Genomic DNA, 20,620 nt, shown 5'->3' with positions numbered 1-20,620 from the left:
ATCACTGGCGCGAGGCGTCTCAGCTCGGAACCGTATAGCGTTTCGCATGGCCGCCGACGAGGGCCGTCGAGCGGACCGAGGCGCCCGCCGCGATCAGGGCAGCCTTGATCTTGTCGAGGTTCGACGGCGCCTCGATCGACACCAGCAGCGCGGCGCCGTCGAAGGCGGTATCGGGCACTGCGACCACGTCGGCCAGCGGCGATAGCGCGCGCGACACCTGCGCATTCCAGCCGGAGACGCGGATGCTCCAGGTCTCGACCTCCAGCACGAGCGCGTCGTCGGCGACCCGCGACACCGCGAACACCGGCAGCGCCGCCGGATGGTCGGCACGCTCGATGAACGGCATCCGGGCGATGATCTTCGGCGCGCCCACGGGCTCGAGCGTGATCCACCACGGCGTATGCCCCGATGTCGTCGACACCAGCGCAAGATCGCCCTTCGAGCGCGCCACGGCTTCGACGGCGGCCTGGGCGCTGAAATGGGCGACATAAGGCACCACGAAGCCGAAATGGAACCTGGCGGAATCGCGCATCGCGGATTCGCCGACCGACACGTCGGCGTGAACCGAGAACGGCGCCTGCACGTAAGTGAACGTCGAGACGATCACGCGCCAGATGCCCTCGACGGTGTCGAGCGGCAGGATGCCGCGATGGCGCTGCACCAGGCGCCGCATCATGTCGGCCTCTCGCGCCGGCCGGAATGCCGAGCCGACCTCCTGGGTCTTCTTGACCTTGATCAGCCGGTCGATGATGTCGGCCCTGTTCATCAGGAGCTGATGGACCTGCTCGTCGATCGCGTCGATCTCCTTGCGCAAATCGGCAAGCGAAGGCGGGGCAGGCGGCGGGTTGGACATGGGCTGGTCACTCTTCGCAGGCCACCGGTTAACGTGCGGCCGACTGGAACGGATGTCGTTCTCTCCGATGCGGGAGACGCGCGCAACAGCAAGTTTACCTTGTGCCGCCTAGGCTTGGCTGGTTTGCAGCCGTGGGGCGCCCGATCGGCGGTCAACCCCAGCTTGCCTTGACGCGGAGCGCCCGCGGGACTAGTTTCTGCCTGTTCCGTGGTCATTTGAGCCGGCCGGCTTGCAGCCACGTTAAAAAACTCGCTAAACAGGCCGGGGACGTTATCGATCCCGGCCGAACCCCAGTTCAGGCCGGGTTTTTCATGGCCTGATGTGTCACGTGGTTCGGGAGCCCTTGCCGGATGGCCGGGGTGAGAGACATGACAGGCCTGACGCCGAAACCCACCTCCGCGCTGCGCACGATTGCGCCCGAAGAGCGCTCGCACGAGGTCGATCATCCGAGCTCGCTGGTCGCGCAGTTCGGCGCCGACAAGCCGCTCAGGCTCGATTGCGGCGTCGACCTGTCGCCGTTCCAGATCGCCTACCAGACCTATGGCGAACTCAACGCCGACAGGTCCAACGCGGTCCTGGTCTGCCACGCCCTGACCGGCGACCAGCACGTCGCCAACCGCCATCCCGTCACCGGCAAGCCCGGCTGGTGGGAGACGCTGGTCGGCCCTGGCCGCCCGCTCGACCCGAGCCGTTATTTCATCATCTGCTCGAACGTGATCGGCGGCTGCATGGGCTCGACCGGCCCGGCCTCGCTGAATCCCGCCACCGGCAAGGTGTGGGGGCTCGATTTCCCGATCATCACCATCCCCGACATGGTGCGCGCTCAGGCCATGCTGATCGATCATCTCGGCATCGACACGTTGTTCGCCGTGGTCGGCGGCTCGATGGGCGGCATGCAGGCGCTGCAATGGACGGTGGCCTATCCCACCCGCGTGTTCGCGAATCTCGCGATCGCCTGCGCGACGCGGCATTCGGCGCAGAACATCGCCTTCCACGAGCTCGGCCGCCAGGCCGTGATGGCCGATCCCGACTGGGACCACGGCCGCTACGGCGACAAGGGCACTCATCCGCATCGCGGCCTCGCGGTGGCACGGATGGCCGCGCATATCACTTATCTGTCGGATGCCGCCCTGCATCGCAAGTTCGGCCGCCGCATGCAGGACCGCGAACTGCCGACGTTCTCGTTCGACGCCGATTTCCAGGTCGAGAGCTATCTGCGCTATCAGGGCTCGTCCTTCGTCGAGCGCTTCGACGCCAACTCCTATCTCTATCTGACGCGGGCGATGGACTATTTCGACATCGCCGCCGATCATGACGGCGTGCTGGCGGCGGCGTTCCGCGGCATCAAGACCCGCTTCTGCGTGGTGTCCTTCACCAGCGACTGGCTGTTTCCGACCGCGGAATCGCGGGCGCTGGTGCATGCGCTCAATGCCTCCAGCGCGCGGGTGTCGTTCGCGGAGATCGAGACCGACAAGGGGCACGACGCGTTCCTGCTCGACGTCCCCGAGTTCTTCGAGATCGCCAGCGCCTTTCTCGATTCCGCCGGCAAGGCGCGCGGCCTCAACGCCGCGAACGGAGGCTGAGCCATGAGCATGCAGGGCGTGTTGCCGCTGAACGGCTTTTCCGGCGGCGAGGTGCTGGCCTATCGGCCGGATCATCTGCTGGTCGCCGGCATGGTCGAGCGCGACTCCAAGGTGCTCGACATCGGCTGCGGCGACGGCGATCTCTTGCAGCTGCTGGAGAGCCGCGGCATCGACGGCCGCGGCATCGAGCTGTCGCGCGAAGGCGTCAATCATTGCGTCGCCAAGGGGCTCGCGGTGGTGCAGGGCGACGCCGACACCGATCTCGTCGACTATCCCGACGATGCGTTCGACTATGTGATCCTGTCGCAGACCTTGCAGGCGACGCGGCAGCCCAAGGTCGTGCTGGAGAATCTGCTGCGCATCGGCCGTCGCGCCATCGTCACCTTTCCGAATTTCGGCTTCTGGCGGCTGCGCCTGCAACTGCTCGTCGGCGGCCACATGCCGCGAACCGACAATCTGCCCTTCACCTGGTACGACACGCCGAACATCCATTTCTGCACCATCAAGGACTTCGTCCAGCTCTGCGATGAGATCGGCGTCAAGATGGAGCGCGCCGTCGCCCTTGACGCCTACGCCCGCCCCTTGCGTGTCGCCATGCCCTGGTGGTTCTGGAACATGTTCGGCGAGCAGGGCGTGTTCCTGCTGAGCAGGGCGGAGAAGGGGCGGTAGAGCGCGCTCGCTGCTGCAGCGGGGCGCGGTCTAAGTTGATGGCTCGCTCTCTCCACGTCATGGCCGGGCTCGTCCCGGCCATCCACGTCGTTCGGCATTTGGAGAGCCACGTGGATGCCCGGGACAAGCCCGGGCATGACGAGTAACACAATTGCGACCGAATGTAGGGCGAGGGATGGACGATGTCTCTCTCCGCCACCATGGCCGGGCTTGTCCAGGCCATCCATGTCCTGCAGTATGGCACTATGGCGGGCGGCTACGTGTATTTCATGACCAATCGTCCGAATGGCACGCTCTACGTCGGTGTGACCAGTGATCTCGTACGTCGAGTGCATCAGCACCGGTCTGGCCTCGTCGACGGGTTTACTAAGCGATATGGCTTGAAGCGGCTGGTCTACTTCGAGGTCTTCGACGACATTCAGAGCGCGATCCAGCGCGAGCACAACATCAAGCATTGGTCGCGTGCCTGGAAGGTCGGACTGATCATCACGAGCAATCCCGGCTGGGATGATCTCTTCGAGACGATCGCAAGCTAGACCGTGCACGAGGAGCGACGTGGATGGCCGGGACAAGCCCGGCCATGACGAGCTTGGGGGGCGATCTTCACTTTTCAAAGAGCGGGTGGAAGCTGAGACATGACCCGGTGTCCTCGCGGTGCGTCTACACCCGAGCTTTGCGGTAGGTCCCGCCTCCGATAACGAAGAGGCGCAGGGAAGGCCGGATGCTGACCGCACCCATGGCCCGCCTGCGGAAAAAATGCAGGCGGCAGGAACCACAGGTACGAGCCGGAACACCCGGCCTTCCCTGCGCGATGGCTGAACGGCTGCTTCGCGTTCTCCCCGGTGCGCCGGGCTTTCTGGCCACCGTCGTCCGCGTGATGCAGAACACCACAACAAACTTGGCATCAGCGTCGGGATGCCAGGACCGCGCGACTTGACCGTGCGCATCGGAATTGTTCGTCCGCGCGAGGCAAGCCCCACGCGCAATCCGACACGCCCATCGCATCCCACACTCAGCGTTCGTGACGACCGCGATACGCCCCTCGTGCTGCGAGGCGGGACGCGCGGAAATCTGCGCCTGATTTGCCCGACGGCGCAAGCGCCAAACGTGCGACGAACTAACACGACGGGCAACTCGCGCATGACGCTCATGCGCAAACTGCCCGTCGTGCAACGCCTGACGCCGCTTCGTCGCTGTGGTTGGGCCGGCAATCTACAGCAAGCCGACCTTGTGCATCATGTCGCGGATCTGCGCCGGACTGGGATCACCGGCGGCCGGGCTGGACCACTCGCCGGTCGTCGTTGCCGGGCCCCGGGCAACCGAACCGGATCCGTTGAGCTTGCCATTGGGCGCCTGCGGCGCCAGCGTCGGAGACGTCGCGCCGTTCTGCGCGCCGCGCGCCAGTCCCAACAGGCGACGGAGCACGTCGAGCGAGGGATCGGCCGCGGGCGCGGAGGCCACGCTCGCCTCCAGGCCGAGGGCGCGCATCGCATTCGGCAGCCCGGCTCCTGCACGATTGGGATCGCCGAATTGCAGCGGCGTCGATGTCTCCTTCAGGATCTGGAACAGCCGCTCCACACGCCGCGCGTCGCGCGTCGCGAACGGACCCTTGAAGTCGGGATGATGCGCCAGCACCAGCGCGGCGAGGCCGGTGACGTGCGGCGTCGCCATCGAGGTGCCGTCCCAGGCGCCGAAGCCATCCGCCGGCAGCGAGGACACGATGCCGACGCCCGGCGCGCAGACGTCGATCTCCGGCCCGAAGCAACTGAACTTGGCCGGAAAATATCCGTCGGTGCTGCGGAAGCCATCCAGCGCCTGCTGGGCGTGGAAGCTGTCCTCGGGAAACTCGCCCCATTTGCCCATCGCGGCGACCGACAGGCAATGCGGCGTCGAGCCGGGAAACTGGACCGGCCCCGACGAATTTCCCGCGGCGACGATACAGGCGAGGCCCATCTGCTTGGCCCGCAGAATCCGCTCCTCGATGATCTGCGACGGCTCGCCGCCGCCCAGGCTCATGTTGGCGACGTCGATGCCGTTCTCCATGCAGTAGTCGAGCGCCGAGACGAGATCGCTGAACCGGCCCCCCGGGAAGATCCGGCAGACATGGATTTCGGCCGCCGGAGCGAAGCCGCGAATGCCTCCGCCGCTGCCGACAGGCCCGCCGGCGATGATCCCGGCGCAATGCGAGCCGTGGCCAATCGTATCGATGGTCCAGCTCGCGGGATCATTGCCGACGATGCTCTTGCCGATCGTGACGCCGTGCAGATTGCGATGGGTTGGTGCTGCGCCGGAATCGATCACCGCGATCTTCACGCCTGCGCCATTGTAGGCGAGGGGAACGCGGTCGAGGCCCATCGCGCGCTGGCCCCATCCCAGCAATTGCTGGCCGGGAAAGCCGCGCAGGTAGGCGCCCAGCGTCTTCGCGGCGATGCGGTTCACGCTGTCGGGGGTCAGTTGCGGACGATCGAGCCAGAAGGTCCAGTAATCGACCCGCGGCTTGATCAGGATCGAGCGGATGGTGTCGGGCGTCTCGCCCTGAATCTTGAGCGTGACGCGGCCGCTGGCGTCGGTGACGCCCTGAACCGGCCATACGCTGCCGAACACGTACACTTCCACCTCCGGCAGCGGGCCGCTCTCGCCGACCACTTCGATCGTCGTCGAGAACCCGTCGGCCAAGGGAATGAGAACGCCGGGATTGGGAAGCTGGTGCGGCGCCGGCACCTGCGGGACGGTCGGATCGAGCATGTAGGTGAGCGGCGCATCGCGCTCGACCGCGAGCCGTGCGCCGGCCTGGGCCTTCAGCAATTCGGCCTTGTCGGGCGCCATGCGGGCCAGCACCATCGGGCCGAGCGGGGCCTGTCCCGGGTCGGCGCTCTGGAAGCCGAGCAGGCGCGGCGGCTGGATGGTCTTCACCACGTCGATGTCCGGAGTGTTTGTCAGTTGCTGGACGATGAAGTCGGCGCTGAAGGTCGCAAGCCCCGTCTGCTGGCGCGGTGCCAGGATGTACTGCGCCCGCCGCTGCGAGATCGTTGCGACGGGTTGGTCCGCTGCCGGCGGCGCCTTGCCGCCGTCCTTGCCGCCGTCGCTTCGGCCCGTGCCTTGCGCGGCAGGGGCTGCAGCGGCGGCTACCGGCGTTGCCGCCCGCGGTGCGGCAACGGCCTCGGCTGGTGGCTGCTCCGCTCCGGGCCGTGCTCCGGTGCCGTTGACGGCCGTGCCGGCCGCATCCTTCGGATCCGAGATTTCAGGTTTGCTTCGTGCGGCCATTTGCGGGCTCCTTCATCCTCGCTCGTGACATCGTCGGGGGGCGCGGCTGAAGTCAGCCGGCGCCAAAGGGTTTCAGCGGAGCATTCGGCTCCACCACGATCGTGCTGAAAGTCGATCGGAGGCGGTCGGCCTGGCTCTTCGTCATCGACAGGATGACGACGTCGGGCGCGACCTGACCGACGCGTTTCACGCCGGGCTCGCGGCTCAAATGATCAGCAAGCTGGCCGGACTTGACCGGCTCGCCTTGCACGATGAATTCCTGCTCTGAGTTCGGATCCGCCATGCGTCGCTCCCTCCATGTCAGGTCGGCGGTGGGCGGACTGTTCGTGCGCCCACCGCCTTGCTTGCTTGGACCCGCGTTGCGAATGGCGCGGGTCGCTGCTTCAGATCCGCCGTCCTAGTGCATCGTGCCTGCGGGCTGGCCGGTGCTGAAGATGCCGAGCGTGTGCCCGATGTTGAGGCCGGTCTGCGCGCCCTGTCCGATCTTCTTGAGCACGCTCCAGAAGCCCTGCAGCTCCATGTCGGTCGGCTGCGCGGCCGCCGCCTGCTGGCCCGGCTGGCCGGCGCTGAAGATGCCGAGGTCGTGGCCGACGTTGAGGCCGGTCTGGACGCCCTGACCGATCTTCTTGAGCACGCTCCAGAAGCTCTGCAGCTCCATGTCGGTGGGCTGCGCGGCCGCCGTCTGCTGGCCCGGCTGGCCAGCGCTGAAGATGCCGAGGTTGTGGCCGACGTCGAGGCCGGTCTGGACGCCCTGACCGATCTTCTTGAGCACGCTCCAGAAGCCCTGCAGCTCCATGTCGGTCGGCTGCGCCGCTGCGGGTGCCGCTTGCGGACCGGTGCTGAAGATGCCGAGGTTGTGGCCGACGTTGAGGCCGGTCTGGACGCCCTGTCCGATCTTCTTGAGCACGCTCCAGAAGCCCTGCAGCTCCATGTCGGTCGGCTGCGTCGCGGCGGTTGCGGCCTGCGGGCCGGCGCTGAAGATGCCGAGGTTGTGGCCGACGTCGAGGCCGGTCTGGACGCCCTGTCCGATCTTCTTGAGCACGCTCCAGAAGCCCTGCAGCTCCATGTCGGTCGGCTGCGTCGCGGCGGTTGCGGCCTGCGGGCCGGCGCTGAAGATGCCGAGGTTGTGGCCGACGTCGAGGCCGGTCTGGACGCCCTGTCCGATCTTCTTGAGCACGCTCCAGAAGCCCTGCAGCTCCATGTCGGTCGGCTGCGCGGCGGCTGCGGCCTGCGGGCCGGCGCTGAAGATGCCGAGGTTGTGCCCGACGTTGAGCCCGGTCTGGACGCCCTGTCCGATCTTCTTGAGCACGCTCCAGAAGCCCTGCAACTCCATCTCCGACGGCTGCTCGGTGCCGGGGCCGACCGAGAACGGCGCGAACCCGCCCGCGATTCCGCCGATGGCGCCGCCAAAGTCGCGGCCGGTCTTGCCGCCGATCAGGCGTCCGATCGCCTGTCCGGCGAACCTGCCGAGAACGGAGCCGAAGATCCCTTCGGGATTCAATTGACCATAGTCCTCAGTCGACTGCTGCATGCCACTCATGTTGAGCCTCCTCGCTCGTTGTTTGATCTTCGAGCGGCGCGCCGCTTGACCTCATCAGGCGTAGTTGCTGCGCGACGTCGATCGAGGGCGATGTTGCGCGCGTGGCCGTGATGCAAGTGTCAAGCGGGGCGTGAAAGTGCCGTCAAAATCGATCATGTGTGGAACGCATGGAGCAAGATCACGCGGATCGTCAGACGCGTAGCATGCGCCTGATTTCGCGCTGCAGGCTCTCGGTTTCGCTCTCCGGCGTGGCGCCGACCTGCTTTCGCAGCACGGTGCGGCAGAAGTCATATTGACGCAGGGCGTCGGCACGGCGGCCCTGCTGCGCGTAGCAGCGCATCAAGGTGCGGTGGACGTCCTCCTGCAGCGGATCTGCGGCCAGCACACGCAATGAGAACGTCGTGGCGATCTCCACATGTTCCCGGCCGCCGACGTCCAGCAGGCCCGCGATCGCCCGGATCGCCCGCGTCTTCAGTCGTTGACGCTCGGCGGAGAGCCATGCCTCGAACGCGCAGGACGTCGAGCTGATGCCGTCGAGCAACTCGCCCCGGAACAGCGCGGCGGCGCGGGCCATGGTTTCCAGATCGCCGAGCTGCAGCAGCACCTCGAATTCCTGCACGTCGGTCGTGACGGCGTTCGGATGGATGCGGATGTCGTCGCGTTCCGCCGAGATCACCTCGGTGCATTGCGGCAGCACCCGGCGCAGCGTCAACAGCGCCTGGCGCAGGTTTGCGCGCGCGTTGTCGCCGAAGCGGCCTTCCCACAGGAGGGCGGCAAGCTTGCTGCGTGAAATGCCGTGCGGAGAGGTGAGGGCGAGATAGCCCAGGAGCGTTGCCGCCTTGCGGCTTGGGATGACGACCTGCTCGCCGGAGACGCGTCTGATTTCAAGACCGCCAAAGAGATTGATACGCAGCAGACTCATTGTCTCTCTCCTCTGAATGGCGACTCGCTGCGATCGGCGCCTTGCCTGCAGAAGTCGAGCTTCTCGTGCGATGAGATTGAGCGGCTGCAGCCCGATCAGGTCTGCACGGTCGTCGCCGAACGGCGAGCCGCCACGCTGTTCGTTGTCATCGTCGAAATGAGATCGGCAATGCAGTTAAGTCTGTCCGAGCAACGTTCGGTTCAATCTTGGATTGTAGGACGAAGCGAGACCGTGCCGTTGTGGCTTGCAGTATGCACTCCATCGGGTCCAGTCTGGGCGCAGCCGGAACCGCACGCTGTGAGCTACGCCACACTCCACGTCGGACACCGTCGTGCCGCATGCTCCATGGTCAGGAAGATTGGATTGTTCCGATGAGATCGTTCCGCAAGGAACTTTGGTTCCAGACACCGGGCCGTCGCGCCTTCATCAACATCACGGATGATGTCGAGGCGGCGCTGAAGGAGAGCGGGGTGCGCGAAGGGCTGGTGCTGGTCAACGCGATGCACATCACCGCGTCGGTGTTCATCAACGACGACGAGAGCGGGCTGCATTTCGACTACGAGCAGTGGCTAGAGAAGCTGGCGCCGCACGAGCCGGTCGCGGGCTATCGGCACAACCGGACCGGCGAGGACAATGCCGACGCCCACATGAAGCGCCAGATCATGGGGCGCGAGGTCGTAGTCGCGATCACGCAAGGCAGGCTGGACTTCGGTCCGTGGGAACAGATCTTCTACGGCGAGTTCGACGGCGGTCGGCGCAAGCGCGTGCTGATCAAGATCATCGGGGAGTAGGGGGCGGTGTCGCCGTTTCCGGATGCGTTGACGCCTCCGACTGACCCATGTCGTCACGGCCGGGCTGGTCCGTGCCACAATCTCCGCTGTCGTCCCTGCGAACGCAGGGACCCATACCGCGGAATCTATCGGTGAGGCACAACTACCAGCCATCGTCCCATTGAAGCCGGTGGTTATGGGTCCCTGCGTTCGCAGGGACGACAATGCAGGGCTGCGAGGCGTCGGTGATTCAGCCACGAAGGAGAGGCGCTTCCGGAGGTCATCACACCATCGACCTTGGATCCCGCAGGCCCCAACGGCCGGCCTCGACCAGGGTGATGAAGCGCTCCACGGCCTCATTAAACAACGCCGGCTCCTCCAGATTCAGCACATGGCCGGACTTCGGGAAGAACGTCAGTCCCGACGCCGGCAGGTGCTGCTTGAGGAACAGGCTCGGCTCGATGCAGGCGTCGTCCTCGTCGCCGCAAATGATCAGCGCGGGCGTGGCGACGCGGCGGATCGCATCCGTCATGATGTAGATCGAGGGCCTCGCGCCTTGAAAGCCGCGCATGGTGTTGGCCGAGCCCCTGGCGTCGTGGCGAGCGAGTGCGGCGTAGAAATCGGCGTGGCCGCGTGGGTCCTTGATCAGGAAGGGAATGCGGCCGGGCGCCTCGCGGGTGACCTTGGCGGTCTCGGCCGAGCCGAGGGTCTCGAACTGCTCGGCCGTGGCGCGGCACTGGGCGCGGAAGGCGTCGAGCTGCGTGAGGTCGGAGCCCGAGCCGACGCCGGCCAGCACGATCGAGCGGATGCGGCCGGGCGCGTTCAGCGCGACCTGCAGCGCGGAGTACGAGCCCATCGACAGGCCAACGAAATGGGCGCTGTCGATGCCGAGATGGTCCAGCACCGCCAGGGCGTCGGTGTAGAAGTGCACGTAGCTGTAGACGTCGGGCGCGGCCGGCACCTCCGAGGGCGTGTAGCCGCGCGCGGAGTAGGCGATGCAGCGGTGGCGGCGCGCGAAATAGCGCAACTGCGGCTCCCAGTTGGTGTGGTCGGCGGCGAACTCGTGCAGGAAGATGAGCGGGGTGCCGGCGCCGACCTCTTCGAAATAGAGGCGAACGCCGTCTTTGGCCGTTGCGTGGGGCATCGTCAGCTCCTCCCGTGTCACGTGCCGCATGTTGACGAGTCGCGCGACACGCGACAATGGCCCGGCCGGCAGCCTTGTTTCCGCCCCAAGATAGACCCGGAATCACCCTCTCGTCGCCAGGCTTTCGCCGCCGAAGGTCATGGTTTCGTCACACCGCGACTTTTTACGGACCCCGCTGGCGGCTTGCAGAGGGGCCGCGCTGAGGACCAGGGGGTGCCAAGTCAGGGTACTGGGGGAAGTAACAGAAGGATTGAGTATGGTTGTGTCTACCCTTCGCCGGTCGCTTCACGTCGTTGCGCTGACCATGTGCTCGGCAGTCGTCGCCGTCACCGCAACACCGGCATCGGCCCGTCCGCATCACGGCTCGGGGCATCATGCCCACCGCAGCCACGGCGGCCATCACTACGCAGGGCATCATCACCACCGGCGTTCCGTCGCCCGGCTGTCGCGCTGGGAGCGCGGCGTGGCGCGGGTGCAGGTGAGCGGCGTTGCCGACGCGCAGGCCAGCGTCATGATGCCGGGAACGGCGTCCGACGGCATGGCGTCGTCCGGCGGCTTCGGCGGCGGCAGCAGCGTCGTTTCCGCGGCGCGCAGCTTCATCGGCAGCGGCAATCCGACCGGCCGGCGCAGCCTGTGGTGCGCCCGTTTCATGAACATGGTGCTGGAGCGCACCGGCCATCGCGGCACCGGCTCCGACATGGCGCGCTCGTTCGCGAGCTATGGCCAGCGCGTCTCCGGCCCGCAGGTCGGGGCGATCGCGGTGATGAGCCGCCGCGGCGGCGGCCACGTCGGCGTGGTGTCGGGCGTCGATGCCCAGGGCAACCCGATCGTCATCTCCGGCAACAACGGCAACCGCGTCCGCGAGAGCGCCGTGTCGCGGGGGCGGGTGTACGCCTACGTGATGCCGAACTAACCAATCTCGAACTAATGAATCGAGCCGTCGAGGCTCGCTCGGTGTGCGCCTCCCCCGCTTGCGGGGGAGGTCGCATCGCATCTTCGATGCGATGCGGGTGGGGGAAGTCTCTCCACACGAAGATTTTCGGGTGGGGCGGCCCCCACCCTCCCCCGCAAGCGGGAGAGGGGGCGCGCCGCCGATGCAGCCAGCGCTCGAACTACACCAGCCGCGGCTGCTCCACGGCGAGTTCGTCGCCAACGGCGATATCGCCGGCTTCGATCACCTCGGCATAGATGCCGCATTCATTGTTGCCGCGCCGGGTCATCAGCGCGGGCGGAATGTCGAGGTCGCGGGCGGCCGTGTCCGGGTCGACGTTGACGGCGGCGCAGCGGGTGGTGGTCTTCACGACCTTCAGCCGCGCCGAGCCGATGCGCAGCGTCTCGCCCATGAGCGAGGTCTCGTGCCAGGCCGGCCAGCCGGTGATGTAGACGTTGGCGCGGAAGCGCAGCGGGTGCACGGGAGTGCCGACCAAGGTCTCGATCTCCGCGATGGAGGCGAGGTTGATGATCGAGACCACCTTGCGCGCCAGATCCGTAAAGGCGTAGCCACCGCCCGACAGCAGCTTTGGCGGCCCGCGCAGCTCGGCGGCGAACTCGCCTGCGAAGAAGCGCTCGATCGCCGCGCGGCCGTCGGGGCTCTCGAGATCGCCTTGGGCGACGATTGCGCCGTCCTTGCGGATGGTGAGGATGTTCGTCGCGTCGTCGAAGATGGTCTTGAAGCCGGCGAGGCGCTCATTGCGCATCAGCATCAGATACGCCGTCTTCGGTTTCCAGACCGGAGCTGCGGGATCGAACCCGCTGGGACCGTTCTCGAGCGCGTAGCGGCGGTCGGCCGGCAGGGTCTGGCCGACCCGCAAAGGCGCCCTCTGCAATGGTTCCGGGGTAAGGCCCTTGACGGGATAGCGGTACAGGCCGGCGATGCGCGCGGGAGGGGTCTGGCTCATGCCGCCTCATAGGAGATTCCCTTGGCCGCGGCCAGGGCACACGAATTTGTGAAGCGGCCTCTTCCGTTTTCGCACCGCCTTCCCACATTTCCACTCAAGCCGGGCGCAAGCCGGCGACGTCAATGGTTGCGGCGTTGATGGACGTCAACGTGCGCGGTCCGAAACCCAATGAAGATGCTGAAGCCGTGCCTTCGGGGCGTCACAGCAGGCTGAGGGAAACATCATGAATATCGAAAAATATACCGAGCGCGCGCGGGGCTTCATCCAATCGGCGCAGTCGCTGGCGATGCGCGACGGCCATCAGCAGTTCTCGCCGCTGCATCTGCTGAAGGTCCTGCTCGACGACGGCGAGGGACTCGCGGGCGGTCTCATCGACCGCGCCGGCGGCAATTCGCGTGCGATTTTGAAGGCGACCGAGGATGCGCTGGGCAAGCTGCCGAAGGTCTCGGGCAGTGGCGCCGGGCAGATCTATCTGTCGCCCGAGCTGGCGCGCGCCTTCGACGCGGCGGAGAAGGCGGCTGAGAAGGCCGGCGACAGTTTCGTCACGGTGGAGCGGCTGCTGCTCGGCCTGACGCTGGAGAAGAACAGCGAAGCGGGCGGCATCCTCGCCAAGGGCGGCGTCACCGCGCAGAACCTCAATGCGGCGATCGAATCCTTGCGCAAGGGCCGCACGGCCGATTCGGCGACCGCCGAGAACGCCTATGATGCGCTGAAGAAATATGCCCGCGACCTGACCCAGGCGGCGCGCGACGGCAAGCTCGATCCGGTGATCGGCCGCGACGAGGAGATCCGCCGCACCATTCAAGTTCTGTCGCGTCGGACCAAGAACAACCCCGTGCTGATCGGCGAGCCCGGCGTCGGCAAGACCGCGATCGTCGAGGGCCTCGCGCTGCGCATCGTCAATGGCGACGTGCCGGAGAGCCTGAAGGACAAGCGGCTTTTGTCGCTCGATCTGGGCGCGCTGATCGCCGGCGCGAAATATCGCGGCGAGTTCGAAGAGCGGCTGAAGGCCGTGCTGCAGGAGGTCACGTCGGCCGAAGGCAGCTTCGTGCTGTTCATCGACGAGATGCACACCCTGATCGGTGCCGGCAAGGCCGACGGCGCGATGGATGCGTCGAACCTGCTGAAGCCCGCGCTCGCCCGCGGCGAGCTGCACTGCATCGGCGCGACCACGCTCGATGAGTATCAGAAGCACGTCGAGAAGGACGCGGCCTTGGCGCGGCGGTTCCAGCCGGTCTACGTCACCGAGCCGACGGTCGAGGATACCATCTCGATCCTGCGCGGCCTAAAGGACAAATACGAGCAGCATCACGGCGTGCGCATCACCGACTCCGCGCTGGTGGCGTCGGCCACGCTGTCGAACCGCTACATCACCGACCGCTTCCTGCCCGACAAGGCCATCGACCTGATGGACGAGGCGGCGGCGCGGCTGAAGATGCAGGTCGACAGCAAGCCCGAGGAACTGGACTCGCTGGATCGCGAGATCATCCGGCTCAAGATCGAGCAGGAGGCCTTGAAGAAGGAGAGCGATCTCGGCTCCAAGACGCGGCTGCAGGTGCTGGAGAAGGAGCTCGCCGATCTCGAGGAGAAGTCGGCGGCGCTGACGTCGAAATGGAGCGCCGAGAAGGACAAGCTGTCGAACGCGCAGAAGCTCAAGAGCGAGCTGGACGGCCTGCGCATCGAGCTCGCCAACGCGCAGCGCCGCGGCGAGTATCAGAAGGCGGGCGAGCTGGCCTATGGCCGCATCCCCGAGCTGGAGAAGCAGCTGGCCGACATCGAGGCCAAGGAGAATGCCGGGGAGATGATGGAGGAGGCGGTCACCGCCAACCACATCGCGCAGGTGGTCTCGCGCTGGACCGGCGTGCCGGTCGACAAGATGCTCGAGGGCGAGAAGGACAAGCTCCTGCGCATGGAGGACTCGCTCGGCAAGCGCGTCGTCGGCCAGTTCGAAGCCGTGCATGCGGTCGCGACCGCCGTGCGGCGCTCGCGTGCCGGCTTGCAGGACCCGCACCGGCCGATGGGCTCGTTCATGTTCCTAGGGCCGACCGGTGTCGGCAAGACCGAGCTGACGAAAGCGCTCGCCGAGTATCTGTTCAACGACGAAACCGCGATGGTCCGGCTCGACATGTCCGAGTACATGGAGAAGCACTCGGTGTCGCGGCTGATCGGCGCGCCTCCCGGCTATGTCGGCTATGACGAGGGCGGGGCGCTGACCGAGGCCGTGCGGCGCCGGCCGTACCAGGTCGTCTTGTTCGACGAGATCGAGAAGGCGCATCCGGACGTGTTCAACGTTCTCTTGCAGGTGCTCGACGACGGCCGCCTGACCGATGGCCAGGGCCGCACCGTCGACTTCCGCAACACGCTGATCATCATGACCAGCAATCTCGGCTCCGAGTTCCTGGTCAATCAGCCGGAGGGCGAGGATACGTCGGAGGTGCGCGAGCTGGTGATGGGCACGGTGCGGAGCCATTTCCGACCCGAGTTCCTCAACCGCGTCGACGAGATCATCCTGTTCCACCGCCTGCAGAAGAGCGAGATGGGTCGGATCGTCGAGATCCAGTTCGGGCGTCTCCAGAAGCTCCTGGAGGAGCGCAAGATCACGCTGTCGCTCGATGGCGACGCGCGCGACTGGCTCGCCGCCAAGGGCTGGGATCCGGCTTACGGCGCACGGCCGTTGAAGCGGGTGATCCAGCGCAGCGTGCAGGATCCGCTCGCCGAGATGATCCTCGCCGGCGACGTGAAGGACGGCGATCACATGACGATCTCGGCCGAAGGCAATGTGCTGACCTTCAACGGCAAGGTGCCGCACACTGCCGAGATCGCGACTTTCGAGGCGCCGATCCCGAAGCGCAAGCTGAACTGAGCGGCGTTTCGCCGAACTGAAACGGAAGCGGCCCGCGCTGAGCGATCAGCGCGGGCCGTTTTCAGTTGAACGCGCCTTTGGGGGGGCGAGGGGCCTCGCTCACCGGCTGACCTGGATCGGGCCGGCGTCGGAGATGCGCGAGGCGCCGGTGCCGCGGCTGGTCATCATCTGGTCGACGCGGTCGCGCTCCTTCTCGAAGTTGGCCATGATCGGGCCCTCGAGCGACCGGCCCCGCGGCAGCTTCACGCGCATCGGGTCGACGAAGCGGCCGTTGACGAGGATCTCATAGTGGACGTGCGGGCCGGTCGACATGCCGGTCGAGCCGACGAAACCGATGACCTGGCCCTGGCGCACGCGCTTGCCGGGCTCCATGCCCTTGGCAAACGCCGACATGTGGCCGTAGGCGGTCTCGTATCCGTTGTTGTGCTTGATGCGGATATATTTGCCGTAGCCGCCTTCCTGGCCGACCTTCTCGAGCACGCCGTTGCCGGAGGCGAAAATGGGGGTGCCGTAGGCGGTGGCCCAGTCGACGCCGGTGTGCATCTTCACGAAGCCGAGAATCGGATGGCGGCGGCCGCCAAAGCCGGAGCGCATGATCGCGTTGTTGACCGGCTTGCGCACCAGGAACTTCTTCGCGCTCTTGCCGGTCTCGTCGTAATAGTCGACGACACTGTCGTCGGGGGTCTGGAACCGGTAGTATTTCTTGGTCTCGCCGCCGACCGTCAGCGAAGTGAACAGCACCTCGGTCTTGTCGTTGTTGCCAGGCTTGTCGTCGTCGTCGCCGGCATAGAAGACGTCGAACGAATCCCCAGGCTGCACCTTGCGCTGGAAATCGACGTCGTAGGAGTAGATGCGGATCATGTCCTCGATGACCGGCGCGGGCACCTTGTTGCGCATCGCCGTCTCGTAAATGCTCTGATAGAGGCGGACACCGGTGCCGTCATCCTCCTCGTCATTGGTGTTGTCGGCGGTCTCGGTGACCGTGTTCATGCTCTGCGCGTCCACGGCGACGTATCGTCCGAGGTCCGACAGCGCGGCCACCGCCTCGATCATGGTGTCGTTGGCGACGATGACCCGGAACGGCTGTAGCCGGGCGCCGGGGGCAGGGCTGGATGGCGCCATCAGGATGCGCAGTTTCTCGCCTTCCTTCAGGCCGCCGTCACGGCCGCGCGGGCCGAGCTGGGCGGCGATCGCCTTGGCTTCGTCGGGCGTCGCGCCCTGGTCGCGCAGGATCGAGGCGACGGTATCGCCCTTCTTGACCAGGTGGACGCGCTCGCCGAGTGGATTGCCGCCGGTGATCTGGTCCTTGGTCTTGGGGAGCAAGGTGACATTTTCCGGCACCACCCGGGTCTCGAAGCCGGCGTAAGGATCGGGCAAGGTGCCGTCATTGGCATAGGACAGTTTCAGGTCGCCGCCTTGGACGGCCTGCGCGCCGGCCGCGTCGGCGGCGGCATTGGCAAGCGAGGCGTAGCGTACGCCGCCATTGTAGCCGCGCCAGTTCGCCGCATCACGGACCCGCATGACGATTTCGTCGAGCGCCACCGAGGTTGCGATCTTCGCCTTGGGGAGCACCGCGGCGAGATCCTTGGTCACGAACGAGACCTCGGCGTCGGGCTCGACGGCCTCGGGATTGTTCGGATCCTCGCCGGACCCTGTCTTGTCGTTGTCGGTGTCGCTCAGCAGGCGCTGGGCGTTGAACGGCGGGATCTTGGCGGAAAGATCGCTCGTCGTCATCGACAGGTTGCCCGAGATCCGGACATAGGGACGGACCCGGATGAGCTCGCGCGATCCCGCGCGGGTCACGGTCGAGATGCGCACCACATTGCGGGCCGCGGCCGCTTCGCTCGGCGGCGGCAGGCGGTCGCTCTTGCGCAGGGTGGCGACGCGGTCATTGGCACCGAAGGCGCCGCGCAGCGCGCTCTCCATCCGCTCCGGCATGCGCGCGAAGGTCATTTCGCCGTCGAGCGAGGCGAAAACGGCGCCGCCGATGAGGGCTGCGCCGCATAGACCCGTCAGAATCGTACCAGAGAACCATTGTACGGAAACGCGGCGGCGGTCGATCACCGCGGCCTCGGAGCCATCGACCGATAGCGGCGGCTCATGACCGAGATCGATCATGCCGACCTCGCGTCCATACCCCCCGCGTGACGTCCGATGGTTCAACCTTCGTCCCCCAAATTCAAAGTCAGCACCGGGATCACTCAGCTGCCGGTTGGCTTAACGTCCAAGACAAACGGCTCGGAATGATGGCGCGCTTCTGACGGTTCGAGACTCTCTGGCTGGAAAGCCGGAATCCGCAAACCGCTATTGTTCTTCAGGATCTCTCGATGTCGTCTCGGCCGTATCAGGCGAAGGGCTCGCCACTTCCTTGATCTGGATCATCCTTGAATCGATGGCAGTCCCCGCTGGACCCAAATCAACCCAGGTCGATGCTTAACAAATCGTCGCAGGATTGTGGCCCAAGTGGGGCACGAAGTCCGCAAGAAGTCGGGGTTCTCCTGCTGTCCGGAAAAAAATGATTCGATGCGACGATTTGTTGACATTGGGCGTTGACACCCCGATCGGCCCCCCCTATAAACCCGATCACTGAGCGCGGCGCCGCTTCGGGACACACCGAGGCGAGCATTCGCGCCAATATTGCTCCTCACTTCTGTTGAGTGATGCACAACCGGTAAAACCCGGTTGCTCATCGACGTCGGAAGATGTTGGGCACCCCTCCATCCGAGGGTGGGACCGAGGTCCCGGGCTGTTTGACAAGTGAAGATGAAGAAAGAGAAACGTGGACGGCGGAGTCCTTGCGGGTCTCGGGATTGAGGGCTTCGGCTTTTGGTTCTGGGATCGGACGAGAAGACTTCGGCGGACAATGTTTCAAAGGTAACACCATGGTTTTCGCGCTGTGAAGCGTGGAGATCGATTGGTGGGACCTCGTCAAACGTTGTGATCAGCCGGTTCAAAGCTTCAAGTTCAACTTGAGAGTTTGATCCTGGCTCAGAGCGAACGCTGGCGGCAGGCTTAACACATGCAAGTCGAGCGGGCGTAGCAATACGTCAGCGGCAGACGGGTGAGTAACGCGTGGGAACGTACCTTTTGGTTCGGAACAACACAGGGAAACTTGTGCTAATACCGGATAAGCCCTTACGGGGAAAGATTTATCGCCGAAAGATCGGCCCGCGTCTGATTAGCTAGTTGGTGGGGTAATGGCCCACCAAGGCGACGATCAGTAGCTGGTCTGAGAGGATGATCAGCCACATTGGGACTGAGACACGGCCCAAACTCCTACGGGAGGCAGCAGTGGGGAATATTGGACAATGGGGGCAACCCTGATCCAGCCATGCCGCGTGAGTGATGAAGGCCCTAGGGTTGTAAAGCTCTTTTGTGCGGGAAGATAATGACGGTACCGCAAGAATAAGCCCCGGCTAACTTCGTGCCAGCAGCCGCGGTAATACGAAGGGGGCTAGCGTTGCTCGGAATCACTGGGCGTAAAGGGTGCGTAGGCGGGTCTTTAAGTCAGGGGTGAAATCCTGGAGCTCAACTCCAGAACTGCCTTTGATACTGAAGATCTTGAGTTCGGGAGAGGTGAGTGGAACTGCGAGTGTAGAGGTGAAATTCGTAGATATTCGCAAGAACACCAGTGGCGAAGGCGGCTCACTGGCCCGATACTGACGCTGAGGCACGAAAGCGTGGGGAGCAAACAGGATTAGATACCCTGGTAGTCCACGCCGTAAACGATGAATGCCAGCCGTTAGTGGGTTTACTCACTAGTGGCGCAGCTAACGCTTTAAGCATTCCGCCTGGGGAGTACGGTCGCAAGATTAAAACTCAAAGGAATTGACGGGGGCCCGCACAAGCGGTGGAGCATGTGGTTTAATTCGACGCAACGCGCAGAACCTTACCAGCCCTTGACATGTTTGGGACCGGTCGCAGAGACGTGACCTTCTCTTCGGAGCCCGAAACACAGGTGCTGCATGGCTGTCGTCAGCTCGTGTCGTGAGATGTTGGGTTAAGTCCCGCAACGAGCGCAACCCCCGTCCTTAGTTGCTACCATTTAGTTGAGCACTCTAAGGAGACTGCCGGTGATAAGCCGCGAGGAAGGTGGGGATGACGTCAAGTCCTCATGGCCCTTACGGGCTGGGCTACACACGTGCTACAATGGCGGTGACAGTGGGAAGCTAAGGGGCAACCCTTCGCAAATCTCAAAAAGCCGTCTCAGTTCGGATTGGGCTCTGCAACTCGAGCCCATGAAGTTGGAATCGCTAGTAATCGTGGATCAGCACGCCACGGTGAATACGTTCCCGGGCCTTGTACACACCGCCCGTCACACCATGGGAGTTGGCTTTACCTGAAGGCGGTGCGCTAACCAGCAATGGAGGCAGCCGACCACGGTAGGGTCAGCGACTGGGGTGAAGTCGTAACAAGGTAGCCGTAGGGGAACCTGCGGCTGGATCACCTCCTTTCTAAGGATGGCTCTTCAGCATGATCTTCGGATCGGCTGGTCTTCGGACCGGTCAGCTATCGAGCTGTTTTAGAAACATCAGGGGCCATCAAGATCGCCAGATCTTGCTTGAGCTCCATTGGCGGGATTTCGCCGTCTTCGTTTCTCTTTCTTCGCGGACGAACACGCTGCCTGGGGCTGCGCGGTTGCTGCATTTGCCCTCGCGGGCAGGGTGGCGACGAGCTTCGAGCGTTAGGGCTTGTAGCTCAGTTGGTTAGAGCGCGCGCTTGATAAGCGTGAGGTCGGAAGTTCAAGTCTTCCCAGGCCCACCACTTTCTGGCGTCTCTCACTCTCTGGTCTGGCTTGGCATTCGTCTTCTGGTTACGGGGCCATAGCTCAGCTGGGAGAGCGCGTGCTTTGCAAGCATGAGGTCGTCGGTTCGATCCCGTCTGGCTCCACCAGATGGTCTGATCGCCGAGCGATCGCTTGACAGCGCTGGTTCAACATCGTCCGCGAGACAACATTTCGCATCTTCTGATCCTCACCGGGATTACAGAAGGCTGCGTGTTATCTGACATCGTGAAGAGGAGATCGATCCGAGTTGGGTCGTGCAATGGAGCGTCACCGCGCAAGCGGTCCGCGCTTCGACTATGCACCGACACTTCACTATCTCCGGGTCATT

Annotated in this window: 14 protein-coding genes, 2 tRNA genes, 1 rRNA gene and 1 riboswitch; of the genes, 9 read left to right on the top strand and 8 right to left on the bottom strand. The window is 64.9% G+C overall.

All coding sequences use genetic code 11. The features are described 5' to 3' along the window. Positions 1-19: 19 nt before the first annotated feature. A complete protein-coding gene (locus QX094_RS07790) occupies positions 20-853 on the bottom strand; it encodes a chorismate mutase (protein ID WP_315718102.1) in 834 nt (277 codons plus the stop codon). 197 nt (positions 854-1,050) lie between these two features. Beyond that, a riboswitch (SAM riboswitch) is annotated at positions 1,051-1,130 on the top strand. Positions 1,131-1,221: 91 nt separating this feature from the next. On the opposite strand from QX094_RS07790, the gene QX094_RS07785 reads away from it, so the two are divergent. The 3 genes from QX094_RS07785 to QX094_RS07775 all read left to right on the top strand — a co-directional run bounded on the left by QX094_RS07785 (position 1,222) and on the right by QX094_RS07775 (position 3,641). After that, positions 1,222-2,436, top strand: coding sequence for a homoserine O-acetyltransferase (locus QX094_RS07785; RefSeq protein WP_315753818.1), 1,215 nt, complete (start codon positions 1,222-1,224; stop codon positions 2,434-2,436). A 3-nt stretch (positions 2,437-2,439) separates the two neighbouring features. Next, on the top strand, positions 2,440-3,105 hold the full coding sequence (metW, locus tag QX094_RS07780) for a methionine biosynthesis protein MetW (RefSeq protein ID WP_316186157.1): 666 nt from the start codon (positions 2,440-2,442) through the stop codon (positions 3,103-3,105). Positions 3,106-3,305: 200 nt separating this feature from the next. Continuing rightward, positions 3,306-3,641 carry a GIY-YIG nuclease family protein gene (locus tag QX094_RS07775; protein WP_316186200.1) on the top strand — a complete coding sequence of 112 codons (336 nt, stop codon included), beginning with the start codon at positions 3,306-3,308 and terminating at the stop codon, positions 3,639-3,641. A gap of 676 nt (positions 3,642-4,317) precedes the next feature. On the opposite strand, the gene QX094_RS07770 is transcribed toward QX094_RS07775, so the two are convergent. The 4 genes from QX094_RS07770 to QX094_RS07755 form a co-directional block, all read right to left on the bottom strand. Then, positions 4,318-6,369, bottom strand: coding sequence for a S8 family serine peptidase (locus QX094_RS07770; protein ID WP_316186156.1), 2,052 nt, complete (start codon positions 6,367-6,369; stop codon positions 4,318-4,320). A gap of 52 nt (positions 6,370-6,421) precedes the next feature. Further along, the gene (locus QX094_RS07765) at positions 6,422-6,652 is read right to left on the bottom strand and encodes a hypothetical protein (protein WP_315718098.1); all 231 of its coding nucleotides are present in this window, start codon (positions 6,650-6,652) and stop codon (positions 6,422-6,424) included. A gap of 114 nt (positions 6,653-6,766) precedes the next feature. Beyond that, positions 6,767-7,909 (bottom strand): hypothetical protein, encoded by a 1,143-nt coding sequence (locus QX094_RS07760; protein ID WP_315826646.1) that lies wholly within the window; start codon positions 7,907-7,909, stop codon positions 6,767-6,769. Positions 7,910-8,099: 190 nt separating this feature from the next. Continuing rightward, positions 8,100-8,831, bottom strand: a complete 732-nt coding sequence (locus QX094_RS07755) for a BTAD domain-containing putative transcriptional regulator (RefSeq protein WP_315826647.1) — start codon at positions 8,829-8,831, stop codon at positions 8,100-8,102. A gap of 371 nt (positions 8,832-9,202) precedes the next feature. Between QX094_RS07755 and QX094_RS07750 the strand changes: the two genes are divergently transcribed. Continuing rightward, positions 9,203-9,622, top strand: coding sequence for a secondary thiamine-phosphate synthase enzyme YjbQ (locus tag QX094_RS07750; protein WP_315755973.1), 420 nt, complete (start codon positions 9,203-9,205; stop codon positions 9,620-9,622). A gap of 262 nt (positions 9,623-9,884) precedes the next feature. Here the strand turns inward: QX094_RS07750 and QX094_RS07745 are convergent, their stop codons facing one another. Continuing rightward, positions 9,885-10,745, bottom strand: coding sequence for an alpha/beta hydrolase (locus tag QX094_RS07745; RefSeq protein WP_316186155.1), 861 nt, complete (start codon positions 10,743-10,745; stop codon positions 9,885-9,887). Between the two features lie 256 nt (positions 10,746-11,001). Between QX094_RS07745 and QX094_RS07740 the strand changes: the two genes are divergently transcribed. Beyond that, a complete protein-coding gene (locus QX094_RS07740; RefSeq protein ID WP_315718092.1) occupies positions 11,002-11,658 on the top strand; it encodes a TIGR02594 family protein in 657 nt (218 codons plus the stop codon). A gap of 199 nt (positions 11,659-11,857) precedes the next feature. Here QX094_RS07740 and QX094_RS07735 read toward each other — a convergent pair whose 3' ends face one another. Then, entirely contained in the window at positions 11,858-12,643 is a 786-nt protein-coding gene (locus QX094_RS07735) for an MOSC domain-containing protein (protein ID WP_316187750.1), read from the bottom strand. Positions 12,644-12,866: 223 nt separating this feature from the next. On the opposite strand from QX094_RS07735, the gene clpB reads away from it, so the two are divergent. Then, positions 12,867-15,506 carry an ATP-dependent chaperone ClpB gene (gene clpB / locus QX094_RS07730; RefSeq protein WP_315826652.1) on the top strand — a complete coding sequence of 880 codons (2,640 nt, stop codon included), beginning with the start codon at positions 12,867-12,869 and terminating at the stop codon, positions 15,504-15,506. 99 nt (positions 15,507-15,605) lie between these two features. Here clpB and QX094_RS07725 read toward each other — a convergent pair whose 3' ends face one another. After that, positions 15,606-17,669 carry a M23 family metallopeptidase gene (locus tag QX094_RS07725; protein WP_315753801.1) on the bottom strand — a complete coding sequence of 688 codons (2,064 nt, stop codon included), beginning with the start codon at positions 17,667-17,669 and terminating at the stop codon, positions 15,606-15,608. Positions 17,670-18,471: 802 nt separating this feature from the next. On the opposite strand from QX094_RS07725, the gene QX094_RS07720 reads away from it, so the two are divergent. From QX094_RS07720 to QX094_RS07710, 3 genes are all read left to right on the top strand, one after another. Then, a 16S ribosomal RNA gene (locus QX094_RS07720) occupies positions 18,472-19,960 on the top strand. Positions 19,961-20,193: 233 nt separating this feature from the next. Next, positions 20,194-20,270, top strand: a tRNA-Ile gene (locus tag QX094_RS07715). Between the two features lie 53 nt (positions 20,271-20,323). Continuing rightward, positions 20,324-20,399: transfer RNA gene (locus tag QX094_RS07710), tRNA-Ala, on the top strand. The last annotated feature ends 221 nt before the right edge of the window (positions 20,400-20,620 follow it).

Origin of the sequence: Bradyrhizobium sp. SZCCHNS1050 (assembly GCF_032484785.1) — a bacterium.
Taxonomy (GTDB): domain Bacteria; phylum Pseudomonadota; class Alphaproteobacteria; order Rhizobiales; family Xanthobacteraceae; genus Bradyrhizobium.
This window is presented reverse-complemented; position numbering and strand designations above follow the sequence as displayed.